This window comes from Chryseobacterium sp. CCNWLW53, assembly GCF_037083525.1.
Classification (GTDB): domain Bacteria; phylum Bacteroidota; class Bacteroidia; order Flavobacteriales; family Weeksellaceae; genus Chryseobacterium; species Chryseobacterium lathyri.
This window is the reverse complement of record NZ_JBAOJR010000005.1, coordinates 510,376-527,255: the sequence shown is the minus strand read 5'-3', so window position 1 is coordinate 527,255 and position 16,880 is coordinate 510,376. Positions and strand designations below refer to the sequence as shown.

14 protein-coding genes are annotated in these 16,880 nt (G+C 37.1%); 9 read left to right on the top strand and 5 right to left on the bottom strand.

Going from position 1 to position 16,880, the window contains the following annotated elements:
* The first annotated feature begins 284 nt into the window (after positions 1-284).
* Both V6R96_RS18510 and V6R96_RS18505 read left to right on the top strand, forming a co-directional pair.
* On the top strand, positions 285-1,403 hold the full coding sequence (locus tag V6R96_RS18510; RefSeq protein ID WP_111959944.1) for a VWA domain-containing protein: 1,119 nt from the start codon (positions 285-287) through the stop codon (positions 1,401-1,403).
* Positions 1,404-1,460: 57 nt separating this feature from the next.
* Complete coding sequence (locus tag V6R96_RS18505) at positions 1,461-2,900, top strand: AAA family ATPase (protein WP_336379845.1); 1,440 nt, start codon at positions 1,461-1,463, stop codon at positions 2,898-2,900.
* An 85-nt stretch (positions 2,901-2,985) separates the two neighbouring features.
* Here V6R96_RS18505 and V6R96_RS18500 read toward each other — a convergent pair whose 3' ends face one another.
* The gene (locus tag V6R96_RS18500) at positions 2,986-4,614 is read right to left on the bottom strand and encodes a carboxyl transferase domain-containing protein (protein ID WP_336379844.1); all 1,629 of its coding nucleotides are present in this window, start codon (positions 4,612-4,614) and stop codon (positions 2,986-2,988) included.
* A gap of 393 nt (positions 4,615-5,007) precedes the next feature.
* Between V6R96_RS18500 and V6R96_RS18495 the strand changes: the two genes are divergently transcribed.
* The 3 genes from V6R96_RS18495 to V6R96_RS18485 are packed head-to-tail and all read left to right on the top strand — an operon-like array spanning position 5,008 to position 7,759.
* On the top strand, positions 5,008-5,886 hold the full coding sequence (locus V6R96_RS18495; protein ID WP_111959950.1) for a DMT family transporter: 879 nt from the start codon (positions 5,008-5,010) through the stop codon (positions 5,884-5,886).
* A 14-nt stretch (positions 5,887-5,900) separates the two neighbouring features.
* Positions 5,901-6,983, top strand: a complete 1,083-nt coding sequence (locus V6R96_RS18490) for a PorV/PorQ family protein (RefSeq protein ID WP_111959952.1) — start codon at positions 5,901-5,903, stop codon at positions 6,981-6,983.
* Between the two features lie 23 nt (positions 6,984-7,006).
* Positions 7,007-7,759 (top strand): hypothetical protein, encoded by a 753-nt coding sequence (locus V6R96_RS18485; protein ID WP_336379843.1) that lies wholly within the window; start codon positions 7,007-7,009, stop codon positions 7,757-7,759.
* 61 nt (positions 7,760-7,820) lie between these two features.
* On the opposite strand, the gene uvrC is transcribed toward V6R96_RS18485, so the two are convergent.
* The gene (uvrC, locus tag V6R96_RS18480; protein ID WP_336379842.1) at positions 7,821-9,614 is read right to left on the bottom strand and encodes an excinuclease ABC subunit UvrC; all 1,794 of its coding nucleotides are present in this window, start codon (positions 9,612-9,614) and stop codon (positions 7,821-7,823) included.
* Positions 9,615-9,698: 84 nt separating this feature from the next.
* Complete coding sequence (locus V6R96_RS18475; RefSeq protein ID WP_336379841.1) at positions 9,699-10,460, bottom strand: hypothetical protein; 762 nt, start codon at positions 10,458-10,460, stop codon at positions 9,699-9,701.
* 129 nt (positions 10,461-10,589) lie between these two features.
* On the opposite strand from V6R96_RS18475, the gene hutH reads away from it, so the two are divergent.
* The 4 genes from hutH to V6R96_RS18455 all read left to right on the top strand — a co-directional run bounded on the left by hutH (position 10,590) and on the right by V6R96_RS18455 (position 15,080).
* The gene (hutH, locus tag V6R96_RS18470; protein ID WP_336379840.1) at positions 10,590-12,077 is read left to right on the top strand and encodes a histidine ammonia-lyase; all 1,488 of its coding nucleotides are present in this window, start codon (positions 10,590-10,592) and stop codon (positions 12,075-12,077) included.
* Between the two features lie 159 nt (positions 12,078-12,236).
* A complete protein-coding gene (locus tag V6R96_RS18465) occupies positions 12,237-12,905 on the top strand; it encodes a flavin reductase family protein (RefSeq protein ID WP_336379839.1) in 669 nt (222 codons plus the stop codon).
* 117 nt (positions 12,906-13,022) lie between these two features.
* Positions 13,023-13,469: a GNAT family N-acetyltransferase gene (locus tag V6R96_RS18460; RefSeq protein ID WP_336379838.1), complete on the top strand. Its 447-nt coding sequence runs from the start codon at positions 13,023-13,025 to the stop codon at positions 13,467-13,469.
* Positions 13,470-13,586: 117 nt separating this feature from the next.
* On the top strand, positions 13,587-15,080 hold the full coding sequence (locus tag V6R96_RS18455; RefSeq protein ID WP_336379837.1) for a S8 family serine peptidase: 1,494 nt from the start codon (positions 13,587-13,589) through the stop codon (positions 15,078-15,080).
* A gap of 166 nt (positions 15,081-15,246) precedes the next feature.
* Here the strand turns inward: V6R96_RS18455 and ygiD are convergent, their stop codons facing one another.
* A complete protein-coding gene (gene ygiD, locus V6R96_RS18450; RefSeq protein ID WP_336379836.1) occupies positions 15,247-16,074 on the bottom strand; it encodes a 4,5-DOPA dioxygenase extradiol in 828 nt (275 codons plus the stop codon).
* Between the two features lie 108 nt (positions 16,075-16,182).
* Positions 16,183-16,695, bottom strand: coding sequence for a YceI family protein (locus tag V6R96_RS18445; protein ID WP_111959966.1), 513 nt, complete (start codon positions 16,693-16,695; stop codon positions 16,183-16,185).
* Positions 16,696-16,880 lie beyond the last annotated feature (185 nt).

Genomic DNA, 16,880 nt, shown 5'->3' with positions numbered 1-16,880 from the left:
TGCGAAAGCGGGAGAGTAGGCCGCCGCCAGTTTTTATTAAAAGTCTCATACAACACAGTTTGTATGAGACTTTTTTTGTTTTATACTTATCCACCAAAAAATATCAATTATCTTTAAATAAGCAATAAATTCTATCTACAACCTCTGTAGAAATCTGTGTAATCTGTAATTTACCTTATTTATCCCCATTTATTCTAAATATTAATCAAGATTATTTTTATTTATAAATATTAAAATAGATTAAATCTCTTAAAGGCCTTTTATTTATGTTGTAACTTTATTTCATGAAAGAGCATATCGTGAGAGGGTTCAGATTTGAAACTTACAAGGCACCAGAATTATCTGTATTTGATCGGCTGCTGGAAATTTTTACAGATTTGTTAACCCATACCTCGGGAGATTTTGATGAAGCGATTGACTGGCTTCGAATGTTGGATGAAGAATACCAACTTACTACTCCGGAATACACTATTGACGATTTTATTGAAGATCTTAAAAAGAAAGGATATATCCGTGAAGAAGTTGATCCTAATGGTGGAAATGGAATTCGCCTGAGCGCAAAAATGGAACAAAATATTCGTAAACAAGCGCTTAATCAAATATTCGGGAACCTTGGAAAAAGTGGCAATGGAAATCATAAAACCAATAAAAGCGGAACGGGAGAAGATACAACAGGGGAATTTCGTAGTTATAACTTTGGAGATCCGGTAGAGAAAATTTCTATTACCGAAAGTCTTAAGAATGCCCAGATCAATAACGGAATCGGAGATTTTCATCTTACTGAAGATGATTTAATTGTTGAAGACAGTATTCACCAATCTCAGATGAGTACGGTTTTGATGATCGACATCAGCCACAGTATGATTTTATATGGGGAAGACCGTATCACTCCAGCCAAAAAAGTGGCTATGGCGCTTGCAGAACTTATTACAACACGTTATCCGAAAGATACTTTGGATATTATCGTTTTTGGAGACGATGCATGGCCTGTTAAAATTCAGGAGTTGCCTTATTTGCAGGTTGGGCCTTACCATACAAATACGGTTGCCGGACTTCAACTGGCGATGGACATTTTACGCAGAAAAAGAAATACCAATAAACAGATTTTCATGATTACCGACGGGAAACCAAGTTGCGTTCGTCAGCCGGATGGTACATACTACATGAATTCTTATGGTCTAGATGAATATGTTGTTCAGAAATGTTATAATATGGCGTCTCAGGCTAGAAGACTACATATTCCGATTACTACTTTTATGATTGCGCAGGATCCCTATTTACAGCAATTTGTGAGTGAATTTACAGAAGCCAATCAAGGGAAAGCTTTTTATACAGGGCTTAATGGATTAGGGCACATGATTTTTGAAGATTATGAAACTAACCGTAAGAAAAGAATCCGCTAAAATTCATTATTCATAAAGATATATTTCAAGAAGTTAATAAATCAGATTTTAAATAAAATGACTGAAAAGCCAACTATAAAAACACTAGGCTCACTAAGAGCATCAGGATACCTATCAAAAAATATTAAAGACGAATTAAGAGATAATTTAAAAAGTAAAATTCGCAATAAAGAATCTGTATTTGAAGGGATTTTCGGATATGAAAATACAGTTATTCCTCAATTGGAGCATGCCATTCTAAGCCGGCATAATATTAATTTATTAGGATTAAGAGGTCAGGCAAAAACCAGGCTGGCAAGAATGATGACTTCATTGTTGGACGAATGGATCCCTTTCGTTGCAGGAAGTGAAATAAATGATGATCCATTCAACCCAATTTCTCGCTTTGCAAAAGAATTAATTGAAGCAGAAGGCGATAATACTCCGATAGAATGGCTTCACCGCGATGAAAGATTTTTCGAAAAACTGGCAACTCCGGATGTGACTGTTGCCGACCTGATCGGTGATGTTGATCCTATTAAAGCTGCCAATCTGAAACTTTCTTATGCAGACGACCGTGTGATTCATTTTGGAATGATTCCGCGTGCGAACCGTTGTATTTTTGTCATCAATGAATTGCCGGATCTTCAGGCGAGGATACAGGTTTCCTTGTTTAATATTTTGCAGGAAGGAGACGTACAGATTCGTGGATTTAAGGTGAGAATGCCTTTGGATATTCAGTTTGTTTTCACAGCGAATCCTGAAGATTATACAAACAGAGGAAGTATTGTGACTCCGCTGAAAGACCGTATCGGATCGCAGATTTTGACACATTATCCTGAAAACATCAATATTGCAAGGGAAATTACAAGGTATGAATCCAGCTTAGACGGTCGTCAGAAAAATGGAGTATATGTTCCTTCTTTGGCGAAAGATCTTTTGGAGCAGATTGGTTTTGAAGCTCGTGACAGCGAATATGTAGATTCAAAAAGTGGAGTGAGCGCCCGTATGAGTATCACTGCTTTTGAAAATCTATTGAGTACTGCAGAGCGCAGATCTTTATTAACGGGTGATGAAACAACGTCTGTAAGATTAAGTGATTTTGTAGGTGTAATTCCTGCGATTACAGGGAAAGTGGAGTTGGTATATGAAGGAGAACAGGAAGGTGCGGAAGCAGTTGCCCAGCTATTAATTGATAATGCGATCAGAACTTTATTTGCATTTTATTTTCCGAAAGTGGAAAAGCTGGAAAAAAAGAGTATTGATGGACCGTTTAGTCAGATTACGGATTGGTTTTTGGAAGACGACGGCTCTTTGGAAATTACTGATGAATCTTCAGATGAAGTTTATGCAAAATCTCTTAACAGAATTGCTCCTCTTGACCAGATCATTGAAAAATATCAACCGGATACGTTACCAGAAGATATTTTATTCTTAAAAGAATTTATTCTTTGGGGGCTGGCAGTTAATAAAAAACTGAATAAAGAGAGATTCAGAACGGGAGTGTTCTTTTCTTAGAATTCAAAAAATTCAACAGGATAAAAACAAAAGATGTGGAAAATCAATTCCACATCTTTTTTATTTTTAGGAAAACTCAATATGATCAAACCTGGATAACTCCCAGGTTGAATTTCTCTGTAATAGGGGAATGATTGGCAGCTTCAATACCCATAGAAATCCATTTTCTTGTATCTGTAGGATTGATGATTGCATCTGTCCAAAGTCTTGCTGCAGCATAGGTAGCTTCTGTCTGCTTTTGATATCTTTTTGTAATAGTATTTAAAATCTCATTATGCTCTTCTTCGGTAATTTCTTTACCTTGCTTCTTTAAAGTAGATTCCTGGATTTGAACTAAAACTTTTGCGGCCTGAGAACCACCCATTACAGCGAGATCTGCCCAAGGCCATGCTACTATTAATCTAGGATCATAGGCTTTACCACACATTGCATAATTTCCGGCTCCGTATGAGTTTCCTGTGATAATCGTGAACTTAGGAACTACAGAATTCGAAACGGCATTGACCATTTTAGCACCATCTTTAATAATACCTCCATGTTCAGACTTTGAACCCACCATGAATCCTGTCACATCCTGAAGAAAAACTAAAGGAATCTTTCTCTGGTTACAGTTGGCAATAAACCTCGTTGATTTATCAGCAGAATCCGAATAAATAACACCACCGAACTGCATTTCACCTTTACCGCTTTTTACAAGCTTTCTCTGGTTGGCTACAATTCCTACAGACCAACCATCAATCCTGGCTGTGGCACAAATGATGCTTTTCCCATAGTCCGGCTTATATTCATCATATTCTGAATTGTCAACCAAACATTTAATGATTTCGTATGTATCATACTGCTCTGTTCTTGAAACGGGAACAATTCCAAAAATATTATCAGGATTTTCCTTTGGCGGGAAACTTTCTATTCTATCAAATCCTGCTTTTTCATAAGTTCCAATAGATTTCATGATAGTTTTAATCCTGTCTAAGGCATCTTTATCATCTTTAGCTTTATAATCTGTAACGCCTGAAATTGAACAGTGTGTAGTCGCTCCACCAAGGGTTTCATTATCAATGCTTTCCCCGATAGCAGCTTTTACCAGATAACTTCCGGCAAGGAATATAGAGCCTGTTTTATCAACAATCATCGCTTCATCACTCATAATAGGAAGATAGGCACCTCCAGCCACACAACTGCCCATAACAGCCGAGATCTGGATAATTCCCATAGCGCTCATTTTAGCATTGTTTCTGAAAATTCTTCCGAAATGTTCTTTATCAGGAAAAATCTCATCCTGCATAGGAAGGTACACACCTGCTGAATCTACAAGATAAATGATAGGAAGCTTATTTTCCATCGCAATTTCCTGTGCTCTTAGATTCTTTTTTCCGGTAATAGGAAACCAGGCACCGGCTTTTACAGAAGCATCATTAGCAACAACAAGACATTGTCTGCCGGATACATAACCCATTACGATTACAACTCCTCCACCAGGGCATCCGCCATGTTCCTCATACATTTCATAGCCGGCAAATGCACCGATTTCTATGGAATCTGAACCTTTGTCGAGAAGATATTCAATTCTTTCTCTTGCTGTCATTTTTCCCTCATCGCGAAGCTTTTGAAGCCTCTTTTCACCGCCTCCCTTTTTTATTTCAGCGAGCAATTGATTGATATCAGATAATTTTAATCTATTTTGATCTTCCCGTTTATTAAATTCAAGGTCCATAAAATTTTAATTTTTTACGGCTAAAGATACTATTTTTATAATGAATTACGTTTGAAGTAAAACAGGTGTTTAATATATTGGTTCTCAGAAAATTGTGAAATTTTTAACAAAAAAATATTTTTAAATTACTGATATTTTTTCTAACTTTACTACAGAGTAAAAGGAATGATATTCCTTGTTAATTACTCTAAGTTCCTAGTTTATTTTTTTAATAGTTTATTATTTGAAGGCCCTGAACGTTGAACAAATTTTCAGGGTTTTTTATGCCATATTATGTGCAGATGAATTCAATTTTACATTTTCTGAATTTTCTTTGACTTAATTTATCTTTTTATCAGTATTTCTAAAAGCTATTTGTAAATTTGCCTGTTAAAAATTTACACAATTTAGAATATGCAAAAATTAGCACTTTTCAGGCTGCATTTAATTGTTTTTTTATGGGGGTTCACTGCAATTTTAGGAAAACTGATTCATGCTAATGCGCAGATCCTTGTATTTTACAGAATGCTGTTTGCAGCTGTGTTTTTATTTGTCTTTATCAGGGTTTATAAAAAGGAAAGTATTAAGGTATCCAGAAAAATATTTTTTCAGCTTGCCGGAATAGGTTGTGCTATGGCACTTCACTGGTATTGTTTTTTTTATTCCATTAAAGTATCCAATGTTTCTATAGCATTAAGCTGCCTGTCACTTTCTACCTTATTTGCTTCCATATTGGAGCCAGTTATTTTTAAAAGAAAGATTGATATATCAGAAGTTGTAATGGGCGTAGTAATAGTTGCCTGCATATTATTAATTTTTAAAACCGAGTTTCATTTTAAAGAAGGTATCATCTATGGGATTCTCTGTGCAGTATTCGGTACCATTTTCTCTGTTTTTAACGGTAAAATGTTTGGAAAAACAAGTTCAGGAAATATTATATTCTATGAAATTTTTTGTGGATGGTTTGTTCTGGCTGTATTTTATATGTTTACAGGACAGATTTTTCAGATGAATGAAATAAACTACAGAGATCTGGCGTTAATATGCTTATTGGCAAGTGTTTTTACAGCTTTTCCAATGCTGGAATCGGTGAAGCTTATGAAGTATATTTCGCCTTTTACTCTAATTTTAACAGTTAATTTAGAACCTGTCTACGGAATTATACTAGCTTTTTTTATCTTTGGAGAATCAGAAGAAATGAGTCCTATATTTTATGCAGCATCAGGCGTTATGATATTGGCTATCATTGTAAATGGATTAATAAAAGCCAGAAAACAAAAAAACTTTAACTAAGCATCAAATTTTATATGATGAAAAAATACTTTTTACTTGCATTTTCACTGCTGTTTGGGCTGTCCCAGTCTCAGATTATAAGAAAATACTCCAATGAATTTTTGAATATCGGAGCCGGAGCAAGAGGGCTTGCCATGGGTGGGGCTGTAATTTCCAACCAGGATGATGTGTATTCACCGATGTGGAACCCGGCCGGTTTAATGGCTATTGAGAAAGACTGGCAGGGAGCAGCAATGCACGCAGAATATTTTGAATCTATTGCAAAGTATGACTATCTGGCGTACGCAAAAGTCCTTGAAGAAGGAGTATTTGGAGTGTCAATAGTACGATTGGGAGTAGACAATATCCTGAACACAACTCAAATGATCGATGCCGAAGGTAATATCGACTATGATAAAATCACCAAATTTTCACAGTCTGATTATGCAGCTATTCTTTCTTATGCTTTCAATCCGGCAGGCAATCCTAAGCTGGATGTGGGGGTAAATGCTAAAATTGTTTACAGGAATGTAGGTAAATTTGCAAGCGGTTATGGTTTTGGTTTTGATATTGGGGCCATTTATAAGGCTGACAACGGATGGAAATTCGGAGGAATGCTGCGTGATGCAACCACTACCGTAAACTTCTGGAGCATCAATCAGGGAGAACTTTCAACTGTAGTAAACGGTGAAGAGTTCAACCCGGCACCTAAAGATAAAATGGAGCTTACCATGCCTAAGCTGAACGTTGGGGCAAGTAAAATATTCAATATCAACAGCAGCGTGTATGTATTGCCGGAAGCTGGGATCAATGTCGATTTTGCTAAAACAGCAGCTTTGATATCTACAGATTTTGCAAGTATAACACCTTATGCAGGGGCAGAACTTGGGTATCAGAAAATGATCTTTGTAAGACTTGGGATAAACAGATTCCAATCCATTACCGATATTGAAGACCTGAAAAGAAAAGTTTCTTTCCAGCCGAGCGCCGGTCTTGGAATAAGATATAGAGGACTTACACTGGATTATGCAATCACCAATTCAGGGATCGGAGGATCTAATTTCTATTCTAATTTTTTCTCGCTTAAATTAGATATGGGAGCATTCAGAAATGATTAACTTTGAAACGTAATTTAAAAGCAATGAAAAAGATTTCCATACTTACATGTATATTCGCAGTAACTGCTGTTTTCGGGCAGAAAGTTTCTGATTATAAATATATTTCTATTCCTCAGACCTTTAAAGATTTCGAGACAGAATCCTATGGTCTTGATGATTCTCTAGCAAAGGCTTTAAAATCAAAAGGATATACGGTTGTCCAGGAAGGTAAAAACCAGTGGCCTTCGGAAATAGAGAAAAGCTCTTGCAGCTTTGCTACGGGCAACATACTTAATAAAAGCAGTTTTCTAAGAAATAAAGTAGAGCTTGAGTTCAAGGATTGTAATGGAAAGGTATTATTTTCATCAAAAGGAAGTTCGAACATTAAAGAATATAAAGAAGGCTATCAGGATGCTCTTAAGCTGTCTCTGGTTTCACTTCCAGCTTCAAATCCTGTGGCAACTCTTCAGGTTATAAAGGAAAGCCCAAAAGAAAATGTTGTGACAAAAAGTGAAGAGAGTTCATCTGCACCGGTTACAGAAAATAAATCCGGGAAATATACTAACGGTAAGGTAAACCTTCAGAAAATCCAGGTAGATACCAATCAGTTTATCCTGGCAGACGGAGGAAGTTCTGTGCCATTTGCTGTTTTTAAAACTACTTCAAAAAGAGATGTGTTTAGAGTAAAGCTTTCGGATGGAACTTATACTATCGGATATTATGAAAACGGAAATATAGTGATTGATATACCGCAATCTAACGGAGAATTTTCTAAGGAAGTATTTTCAGCAAAATAACAGATTATAAATAACATAATAATGATCCTTAATTCAATTAGAATTAAGGATTTTTTATTTCCTAATGGCTGTTGAAAAACTCCCAGATTACCTTTGCTTTACTTTTCCCCAGAATCTCTTCCAAAGTTTCCAGGTTCGATTCTTTGATCCGTTTTACAGATTTCAGTTTGGAAAGCAAAAGCTCAATCGTTTTTTCTCCTACGCCCGGAATCTCTTCCAGCTCAGATTTGATGGTAGAATTTTTTCTTCTCGTCCTGTGATGCTTTACCCCGAAACGGTGCGCTTCGTCTCTTACCCGCTGCAGAATCTTTAATGTTTCCGATTTTTTATCAAGATATAAAGGAATAGAATCTTCAGGAAAGAAAATCTCCTCGAGCCTTTTTGCAATACCTACAATCGTGATTTTGCCGTAAAGACCTAATAATTTTAAACTTTTTACGGCGGAGGAAAGCTGTCCTTTTCCTCCATCTATAAGAATCAGTTGCGGCAGGTTTTCCCCTTCATCCAGCATTCTTTTATAGCGGCGGTAGATAACTTCTTCCATCGTGGCAAAGTCATTGGCTCCTTCTACTGTTTTCGGATGGAAAATTCTGTAGTCAGCCTTACTTGGTTTTCCGTCTTTAAAAACAACACATGCAGAAACAGGGTTCATTCCCTGGATATTCGAGTTATCAAAACCTTCAATATGTCGTGGCTCCACTGGCATTCGAAGCAGCTTCTGCATTTCGGACATGATTCTGTTTGTATGCCTTTCCGGATCTATAATCTGGACCTGCTTTAATTTTTCTAAACGGTATTCTTTCGCATTTTTCTCCGAAAGTTCTACAATCCTTTTTTTATCACCTACTTTTGGAACGATCAATTTTACATTCGGGATTTCTACAGAAAGATGGAATGGTAACAATACTTCTTTAGAATCCGAGCTAAACTTCTGGCGGATTTCGATCAAAGCTTCTTCCATGATATCTTCATCTGTTTCCTCAAGGATCTTTTTGATCTCCGTGGTAAAACTCTGAATGATATTTCCGTTTCTGATCTTGAAAAAATTCACATAAGCGGCAGCTTCATCGCTGGTCATTCCAAAAACATCCACATCGTCAATATTTGGATTCACGACCGTATTTTTGGCCTGATAATCTTCCAGAATATCCAGTCTTTCCTTAATGATCTGTGCTTCTTCAAACTTAAGATTGGAAGCCATTTTCATCATCTGATTCACCAGATACTCTTTTGCTTTCCGGAAATCCCCTTTGATAATTCCGCGGATGGCATCGATTTTTTCATCATAATCCTCTTTGCTTTCCAGATCTTCGCAAGGTCCCTCACAGTTTTTAATATGATATTCCAGACATACTTTGTATTTTCCTTCTGCAATTTTAGCAGGTGAAAGATTAAGATTACAGGTTCTTAGCTTGTAAATATGTTTGATGGTATCCAACAAAATCTTTGCAGGACGCACCTTAGCATAAGGCCCATAATATTCAGATCCGTCTTTGATTACATTTCTTGTGAGGAATATCCTTGGGAAACTTTCATTTTTAATACAGATCCACGGATACGTTTTATCATCCTTCAATAATACATTATAAAAAGGACGGTGTTCCTTGATCAGGTTGTTTTCAAGTAAAAGGGCATCATATTCACTGTTGACAATTGTTGTTTCAAGCCTTACAATCTTTCCTACCATTATTTTGATGCGGTAACCCGGGAGATTCTTGTTGAAGTAGGAAAGAACCCTTTTCTTTAAATTTTTGGCCTTTCCTACATACAGTAATTGGTCGTTTTTATCATAATAACGATAAACGCCTGGTTCTGATGGTAAAGTTTTGAGCTGTAATTCTAAAGAAGGATTCATATAACAAAATTAAGGAAACTTTCCCTATTTAAAAAAGAAAACCTGCAGATGACTCTACAGGCCTATTTTATTATTCAAAGTATTTTATCCGTGGTTCATTTCAGTATATTGATAGATCAAAAAGCTTAGATAATCCCATTCTACAGAGTTTTTAGGATATTTTTTCATAAACTCGGCATTGTCTCCAAACAGGAAATCGTAGTGGTCTTTAAAATCATCTTTATGAAGCCACATCACTTTGTCACCCTTTTTTATATAATAAGATTTTATGACACCGCCGCCAAATGCAGGAGCACCACCAAAACCTGTAGATATGGTTTCTGAAGCAAACGGATCATGATAAACTGTAATAAGTTCATTAAACTCAGGATTGATAACCTGCATTAAAAAAGCTTTGGGCTCTTTCTTGTTTTTTAAAGAAACAATCTGGTTTTCATATGGGATTGCATCATTGGTTACAGATTTATTGTATTTTTTAGTGCTGTAATTTCTCATGTTTGAAATAAACTTACCTGCTTTCATAGATTTTTCCATCTCTGTCGCATACAAATACATTTCAGCAATATCTGCCGCTGCAAATTTCATGGGCTTTCCCGTATCAACATCTTCAATTGTAATGGAAAGAATCTGTCCCCTCTGTTTTTCCCATGATTTACTGTAACCCTGGTATTCAGTATTGTCTTTTAAAATGATAGTAGAAACTTTTTTATCAGATGCAGTATTGAAACCTTCGTTAAACAGGTAACGATTCATTTCTTTTCTTTCTTCTTTAGAATATTTTACTTTCTGGGCGAAAGCTGTTGTGCTTGCTACACATACAGCAAGGAGTAGAGTTTTCAGTTTCATGTATTATTGTTTTTAATTTCGGCAGTAAAAATAGCAAAATAATCTACCAATAATCAGAAAAATATGAGACGGTAAAATTTAGCTTTTCCAATTATGGTTAAATGTGTAATTTTAAGGAAATTTTTAGAAATGATATACGGTGTAGATGTTTTTACTTTCCATGATGTCTTGGAAATCTGTAAAAAGCCAAATAAAGCTAAACTTAATAAAGTAGCTAAAGAACAGATCCTAAAATCCCAGAAAAATGTTCAGAAAATAGTAGAATCCGATAGATGTGTCTATGGGATCAATACAGGTTTTGGACCTCTTTGTGATACTAAGATATCAGCTGACGAAACGGCTCAGCTGCAATATAACCTTATCATTTCTCACGCAGTAGGAGTAGGAAAGCCTATCGACAAAGAATTTTCCAAAATCATGATCATTGCTAAAGTACATGCATTGTCCAAAGGATTTTCAGGGGTTTCTCTGGAAGTGATTGAAAGACTGATCCTGATGCTTGAAAAAGATATCATTCCCGTAGTACCTGAGCAGGGTTCCGTAGGGGCTTCAGGAGATTTAGCTCCTCTTGCCCATCTTGTCTTACCATTACTTGGATTGGGACAGGTTTGGGAAGGAGATCAGATTTTCGAAACGATGGAAGTTTTAGACAGACATGGTCTTGAGCCACTAGCTTTAGGTCCGAAAGAAGGCTTAGGACTGATCAACGGAACTCAGTTTATTCTGGCCCACGCGATCAAAGGGTTAGAAAAATTCGAATACTTATTAAACTTAGCGGATATAACTGCCGCAATGAGTATTGAGGCGTATAGAGGCTCTGAAAGCCCATTCAAAAAAGAACTTCATGACATCAGACCTTTCGAGGGAAGCAAAAAAGTAGCAGCCAGAATGGTTAAGTTTTTAAAAGGTTCTGAAAACATGAAAGCTCATGAGGACTGTGAAAGAGTTCAGGATCCTTATTCCATGAGATGTGTGCCACAGGTGCACGGAGCCAGCAGAAATGCTTTTGAACACCTTAAACTGATGGCTGAAACAGAGCTGAATTCTGTAACGGATAACCCGATCGTCCTAAGTGCTGAAGAGTCTATTTCCGGAGGAAACTTCCACGGACAGCTGATGGCGCTTCCTTTAGATTATGCTACACTTGCAGCAGCTGAATTAGGAAATATTTCAGACAGAAGAAGCTATTTATTATTAGAAGGAAAATATGGACTGCCAAGATTGCTGACAGAAAGCTCAGGACTGAATTCAGGATTTATGATCCCTCAGTATACTTCAGCAGCTTTGGTTACAGAAAATAAAACATTATGCTTCCCGGCATCAGCAGATTCTATTCCGACAAGCTTAGGACAGGAAGACCACGTTTCTATGGGAAGTATTTCCGGTAGAAAATTCAATCAGGTGCTAGGAAACCTGGTCAATATTTTAGCTGTGGAATTAATGTTTGCCGCGCAGGGACTGGAATTCAGAAGACCTGCCAAATGTTCGAAAATCATTGAAGAAAACTATGCGGTGATCCGTTCTAAAGTTAAAAAACTGGAAGACGACAGGCTGATAGGAAAAGACATGCTGGCGATTGCAGAGCTGATCAATAACAGAGAATTTAAAGTAGATTAATTTCAATTAAGAAATATAAGGCTTCCAGAAATGGAAGCTTTTTTTTGTTCAATAAAGTGCATAAACCGCTTTTTTGCAGATTAGATCAATTAAAATACAGCAGGAAACAGATTTTTTGTATTAAGTCAACGAAATACCTTTGCCTGTAAAAATAAGATTATGCATAAGATATGTACACCTTCTATTTTATACTTTGGTACCCCGGTAATACTTATTTCAACAGTAAATGAGAACAGCAGTTTCAATGCTGCTCCTATTTCATCCATTTTCTGGTTAGGCTGGCGTTGCGTAATTGGTATCTCTGCAGTATCTAAAACCTGTGAAAATTTGTTGAGAACCGGTGAGTGTGTCATTAATCTTCCTTCAGAAGATCAGGTGGGAATGGTTAATAAGCTTGCTCTGACAACGGGTTCTAATCCTGTTCCTCAAGGAAAGAAAAGTAAGGGATACCGTCACGAATCCCGAAAATTTGAAATTGCCGGAATGACGCCTGTTGAATCTACATTGGTTAATTCCCCCAGGATATTAGAATGTCCGGTACAAATGGAAGCCCGTCTTATTAAAATAAATCTATTGGCAGAGGATAATGAGATCCAGCGCGGAAATATTATCTATGCTGAACTTAAAATAGTAAGGGTGCATATGGAAGAATCCATACTGATGGACGGCTTTCCTAACCGGGTTGACCCGGACAAATGGCGCCCGCTTATCATGAGCTTTCAACAATTTTATGGACTTGGTATGAAGCTTCATGAGTCTACATTAGCCCAGATCCCGGAAGAACTTTATCGTACCGCTGAATTTAATTCTATTCAAGAAAGTAAATAGAAGTGGAGATAGTTTTCAATAAGGTAATCATTTATTAAATTTGTTGTGTCTGTAAAAGTTTAAAAATCAACAGAAATAATAATCTTTAAATATTTATTTAATTCGTAAAACAAAAAGATGATCACCAAAAGAACAGATTCTTCCAATATAGATTTCCAGAATTTAGTCAAACTCCTGGATGCTGATCTTGCAGTACGGGATGGAGAAGATCATGAATTTTATCACCAGTTCAATTCAATTAACATGTTGAAAAACTGTGTAATAGTTTACTCTGATGATACGGCGGTGGGCTGTGGTGCTTTCAAACCTTTTTCTGAAGATACGGTAGAAATAAAAAGGATGTATACGGATCCAGAAAGAAGAGGCAAAGGTTTTGCTTCGAAAATATTGAATGAGCTGGAAATCTGGGCCAAAGAAGAAAGATACAACAGATGCGTTCTGGAAACAGGAATCAAACAACCCGAAGCTATTGCATTGTATGAAAAATCTGGGTATAAGAGAATTCCCAATTATGGACAGTATATCGGGATTGATAATAGTGTATGCTATGAGAAAATATTGTAAAATTTTCAAAAATTAGAGATAACTATTAATATTCAGGTAATACTAAATTCATTTTTTCTAAGCTTTTAAATCACGTCAAAGTGTTATATTGTGGTTCCAAACCATAAAATTAAAACTATGAAAAAAAGAGTATTTTACCTCTTGGCATTGGTTTTTGTTTTGAATTCATGTACCAGAGATGAACTGCAAAACGAAAATCCTGTCATTGAAGCTGTTCAGAAAGATCCTTTGACGGGAAAGCAGATCAATGCAGAAATTAATAACACGATCAAGAACACCGGATCTTTTAACTGGAAAAATGCTTCAGATCATCTGCTTTGGAGTGCGATTTTCAGAGGAAACAGGATGGTATCCATCGGATTTGGTTCTTCAAAGGATGATTTTGACAGAAGTCTTTCTCCTGACAACAAAACAATGGAAGCCGAAATTTTAGGACTGATTCAGCAATATGAAGGTGTTGAGCAGACTAGATTTCTGATTTCTTCCGATCAGTATCTTAATCAGATGGATGTTATCATAGACAAAGAAGAAACCATCACAGCATTAAGAAAGATGAAAAACATCCGGTATGTGGAGCCGGGGGATTATCATTATTTTGAAATAGAAAACAGCCTTAATTCCAATGCAAAGTCCTCCAGTGGCTCATCAGGATGCGGATTTGAATCTACGGCTTTAAATGCTGCAGATTATACCATTACTGCTCCCAATGCCAAGGTACCATGGGCATTTACGAAACATAATATTCCAAATGCGTGGAGCTATAGCACAGGAGCAGGAGTTACCATAGGGCTTATTGATACCGGAGTTTCACCGGAGCAGACATTGCTGGGAAGCAGTTTTAATACTGGAGCGTCTTCCGGAAGAACAATTAGTAAATTTGGATCATATGTCAACGGATCTACTACAGACGGACCAGCAGATCAGTGCGGGCACGGAACAAAAATGGCTTCCGTGATGGCGGCCCCGAAAAATAATGCAGGACTTCCTGTAGGAGTTGCCTACAATGCCAATCTCATCACTTACCGCGCAGCTTCCAATGTGGTGCTGGAAACTTCCAGTGAGCAAAATGGAGTAAAAACAGCATTTACGGATCTGGCGAATAATACCAGTGTAAAGATCATTTCCATGTCAATGGGACATATTTTCTCGGTAGGAAAGATTGAAGATGGAGTGAAATACGCTTATTCAAGAGGAAAACTAATCTTCTGTGCAGGAGGAACCTCTACCAGTTTTACCAATTTTGTGGGTGTTATTTTTCCGGCAAGCATGTCTGAAACACAGGCTGTAACCGGAGTAAAAGAAGGAACATCCAACCAGAAATGTGACGTTTGCCATTCCGGAAGCCAGATCGATTTTACTTTCCAGATGGAAAGAGCCAACGGAAATACAGTTCCTGTTTTAAGTTATTACAACAATCAGGCAGATTATGTAGGCGGTTCATCTGTGGCAACAGCTGCCACGGCTGGAATTGCGGCTCTTGTCTGGGCTAAAAACCCTTCATGGACAAGAGATCAGGTACTCAATAAAATGAGACAGTCTGCTACGTATTATCCCACAGTGAATTCAAGCTACGGCTATGGAAATATCAATGTCCTGGCAGCTGTACAATAATTTTTAAGTAAAAATACCAGGGAATATCTCAGTCTCCTAATTGATCAACAGGTAGAATTATATTTCAATTCTTTGAAAAATTATCTTACTTGATGATCAACTGATACAGATTGATGATATTCCCTTCTTTTGAAACCTCCAATATCTTGCCTTCAGGAGGTAAGGCTTATCCTATCCTTACACTGGTCATGCTTAATGATCCGCCAATCAGTTCGTCATTAAATAAAGATAGATTCTCAGCCTGATCTTTTAAGCCTAAGGTGTAAATCAGCGGAAGATAATGATCCGGTGTAGGAACCGCGTATTGCAGAAATGTTCCCTGCTTCTGATAATCTATGATATTCTGGAAATTCCCATCCAGAAGCCAGTTATTCGTTTTTTCTCTGGCTTCCACAGCCCAATCCCAGCCGGCGCCTACCGTATCTATGTTTTTCCAGTCGATCAGGCGGAGATTATGGACGATATTTCCACTTCCTATAATGAGGATTCCTTTTTCACGGAGCTTATTCAGTCTTTTGGCCAGATCGAAATGATATTGTGGTGGCTTGGTATAATCTATGCTCAGCTGGATCACGGGAATATCAGCTTCCGGATACATATGTTTGATCACCGACCATGCGCCGTGGTCAAGTCCCCAATTGTGATCTTCCTCTACCAAAACAGGGGTTAAAAGCTCAGCTGTTTCTCTCGCCAGTTCCGGGCTGCCCGGAGCAGGATACTGTACATCAAATAATGCTTTCGGGAAACCACCGAAGTCATGAATCGTTCTCGGCATATCCATCGCAGTTACAAAAGTGCCTTGCGTATACCAGTGTGCAGAAATACACAGAATAGCATTAGGTTTAGGAATCTCCTGTGCTGCCTTTCGAAATCCCTGTACAAACTGGTTTTCTTCAATGGCATTCATCGGTGAGCCGTGCCCGAGAAATAAAACGGGCATTCTTTGAGTGTTACCAAAATTGTTGCTGATATTTTGCAGATCGTTAAGGTTCATGATAAGAATATAATTAAAAAGGTCCAAGGCTTTTAGAAATCCCTGAACCTTTCATGTTTTAATTGGTATAGATATTTTTGGAGAATCTCCCCAAAATTCAATTTTTTATTATGCCTGTTTTACAAACTGTAATTCTCCGGCAACTTTTACTTCGTCGCTTACCATTACACCTCCAGCTTCAAGAGCTGCATTCCAGTTCAGACCAAAATCTTTTCTGTTGATCTTTCCTTCAAAAGAAAATCCAGCTTTCGTATTTCCCCATGGGTCAACATTGATCCCTCCGAAGTCTACATCCAAAGTAATAGGTTTTGTAATACCATTTACGGTAAGGTTTCCTGTTACTTTATCATTTAAAGCCTGAGATTCAAATGTGATGGAAGGATATTGTTCTGCATTGAAAAATTCTCCGGATTTTAAATGATTGTCTCTGTCTGTGTTATTGGTGAATACAGAATCAGTCTGGATAGTAGCTGTCGTTTTAGCATTTGCAAAGCTATCATCCTCAGCTTCAATTTCAGCGTTGAAAGTTCTGAAACTTCCTTTTACATTAGAGATCATCATGTGTTTTACTTTAAAAGTAATTTCACTATGTGTTGGGTCTAGGTTCCATTTTGTTGCCATTGTATTGTATTTTTTGTTTGTTATTAATACTGCAAATGTAGGGCGGAGATCATATACAAATCATTGATTTAGGTTAAGAAATGAAATAACTCCAATTTTAATGTGAATCGTCAATTTTGCTTTGTAAGTGAAATGTCAATTGTTCATGCCTATAAAATTCACTATTGACACTTCACCATTCACCC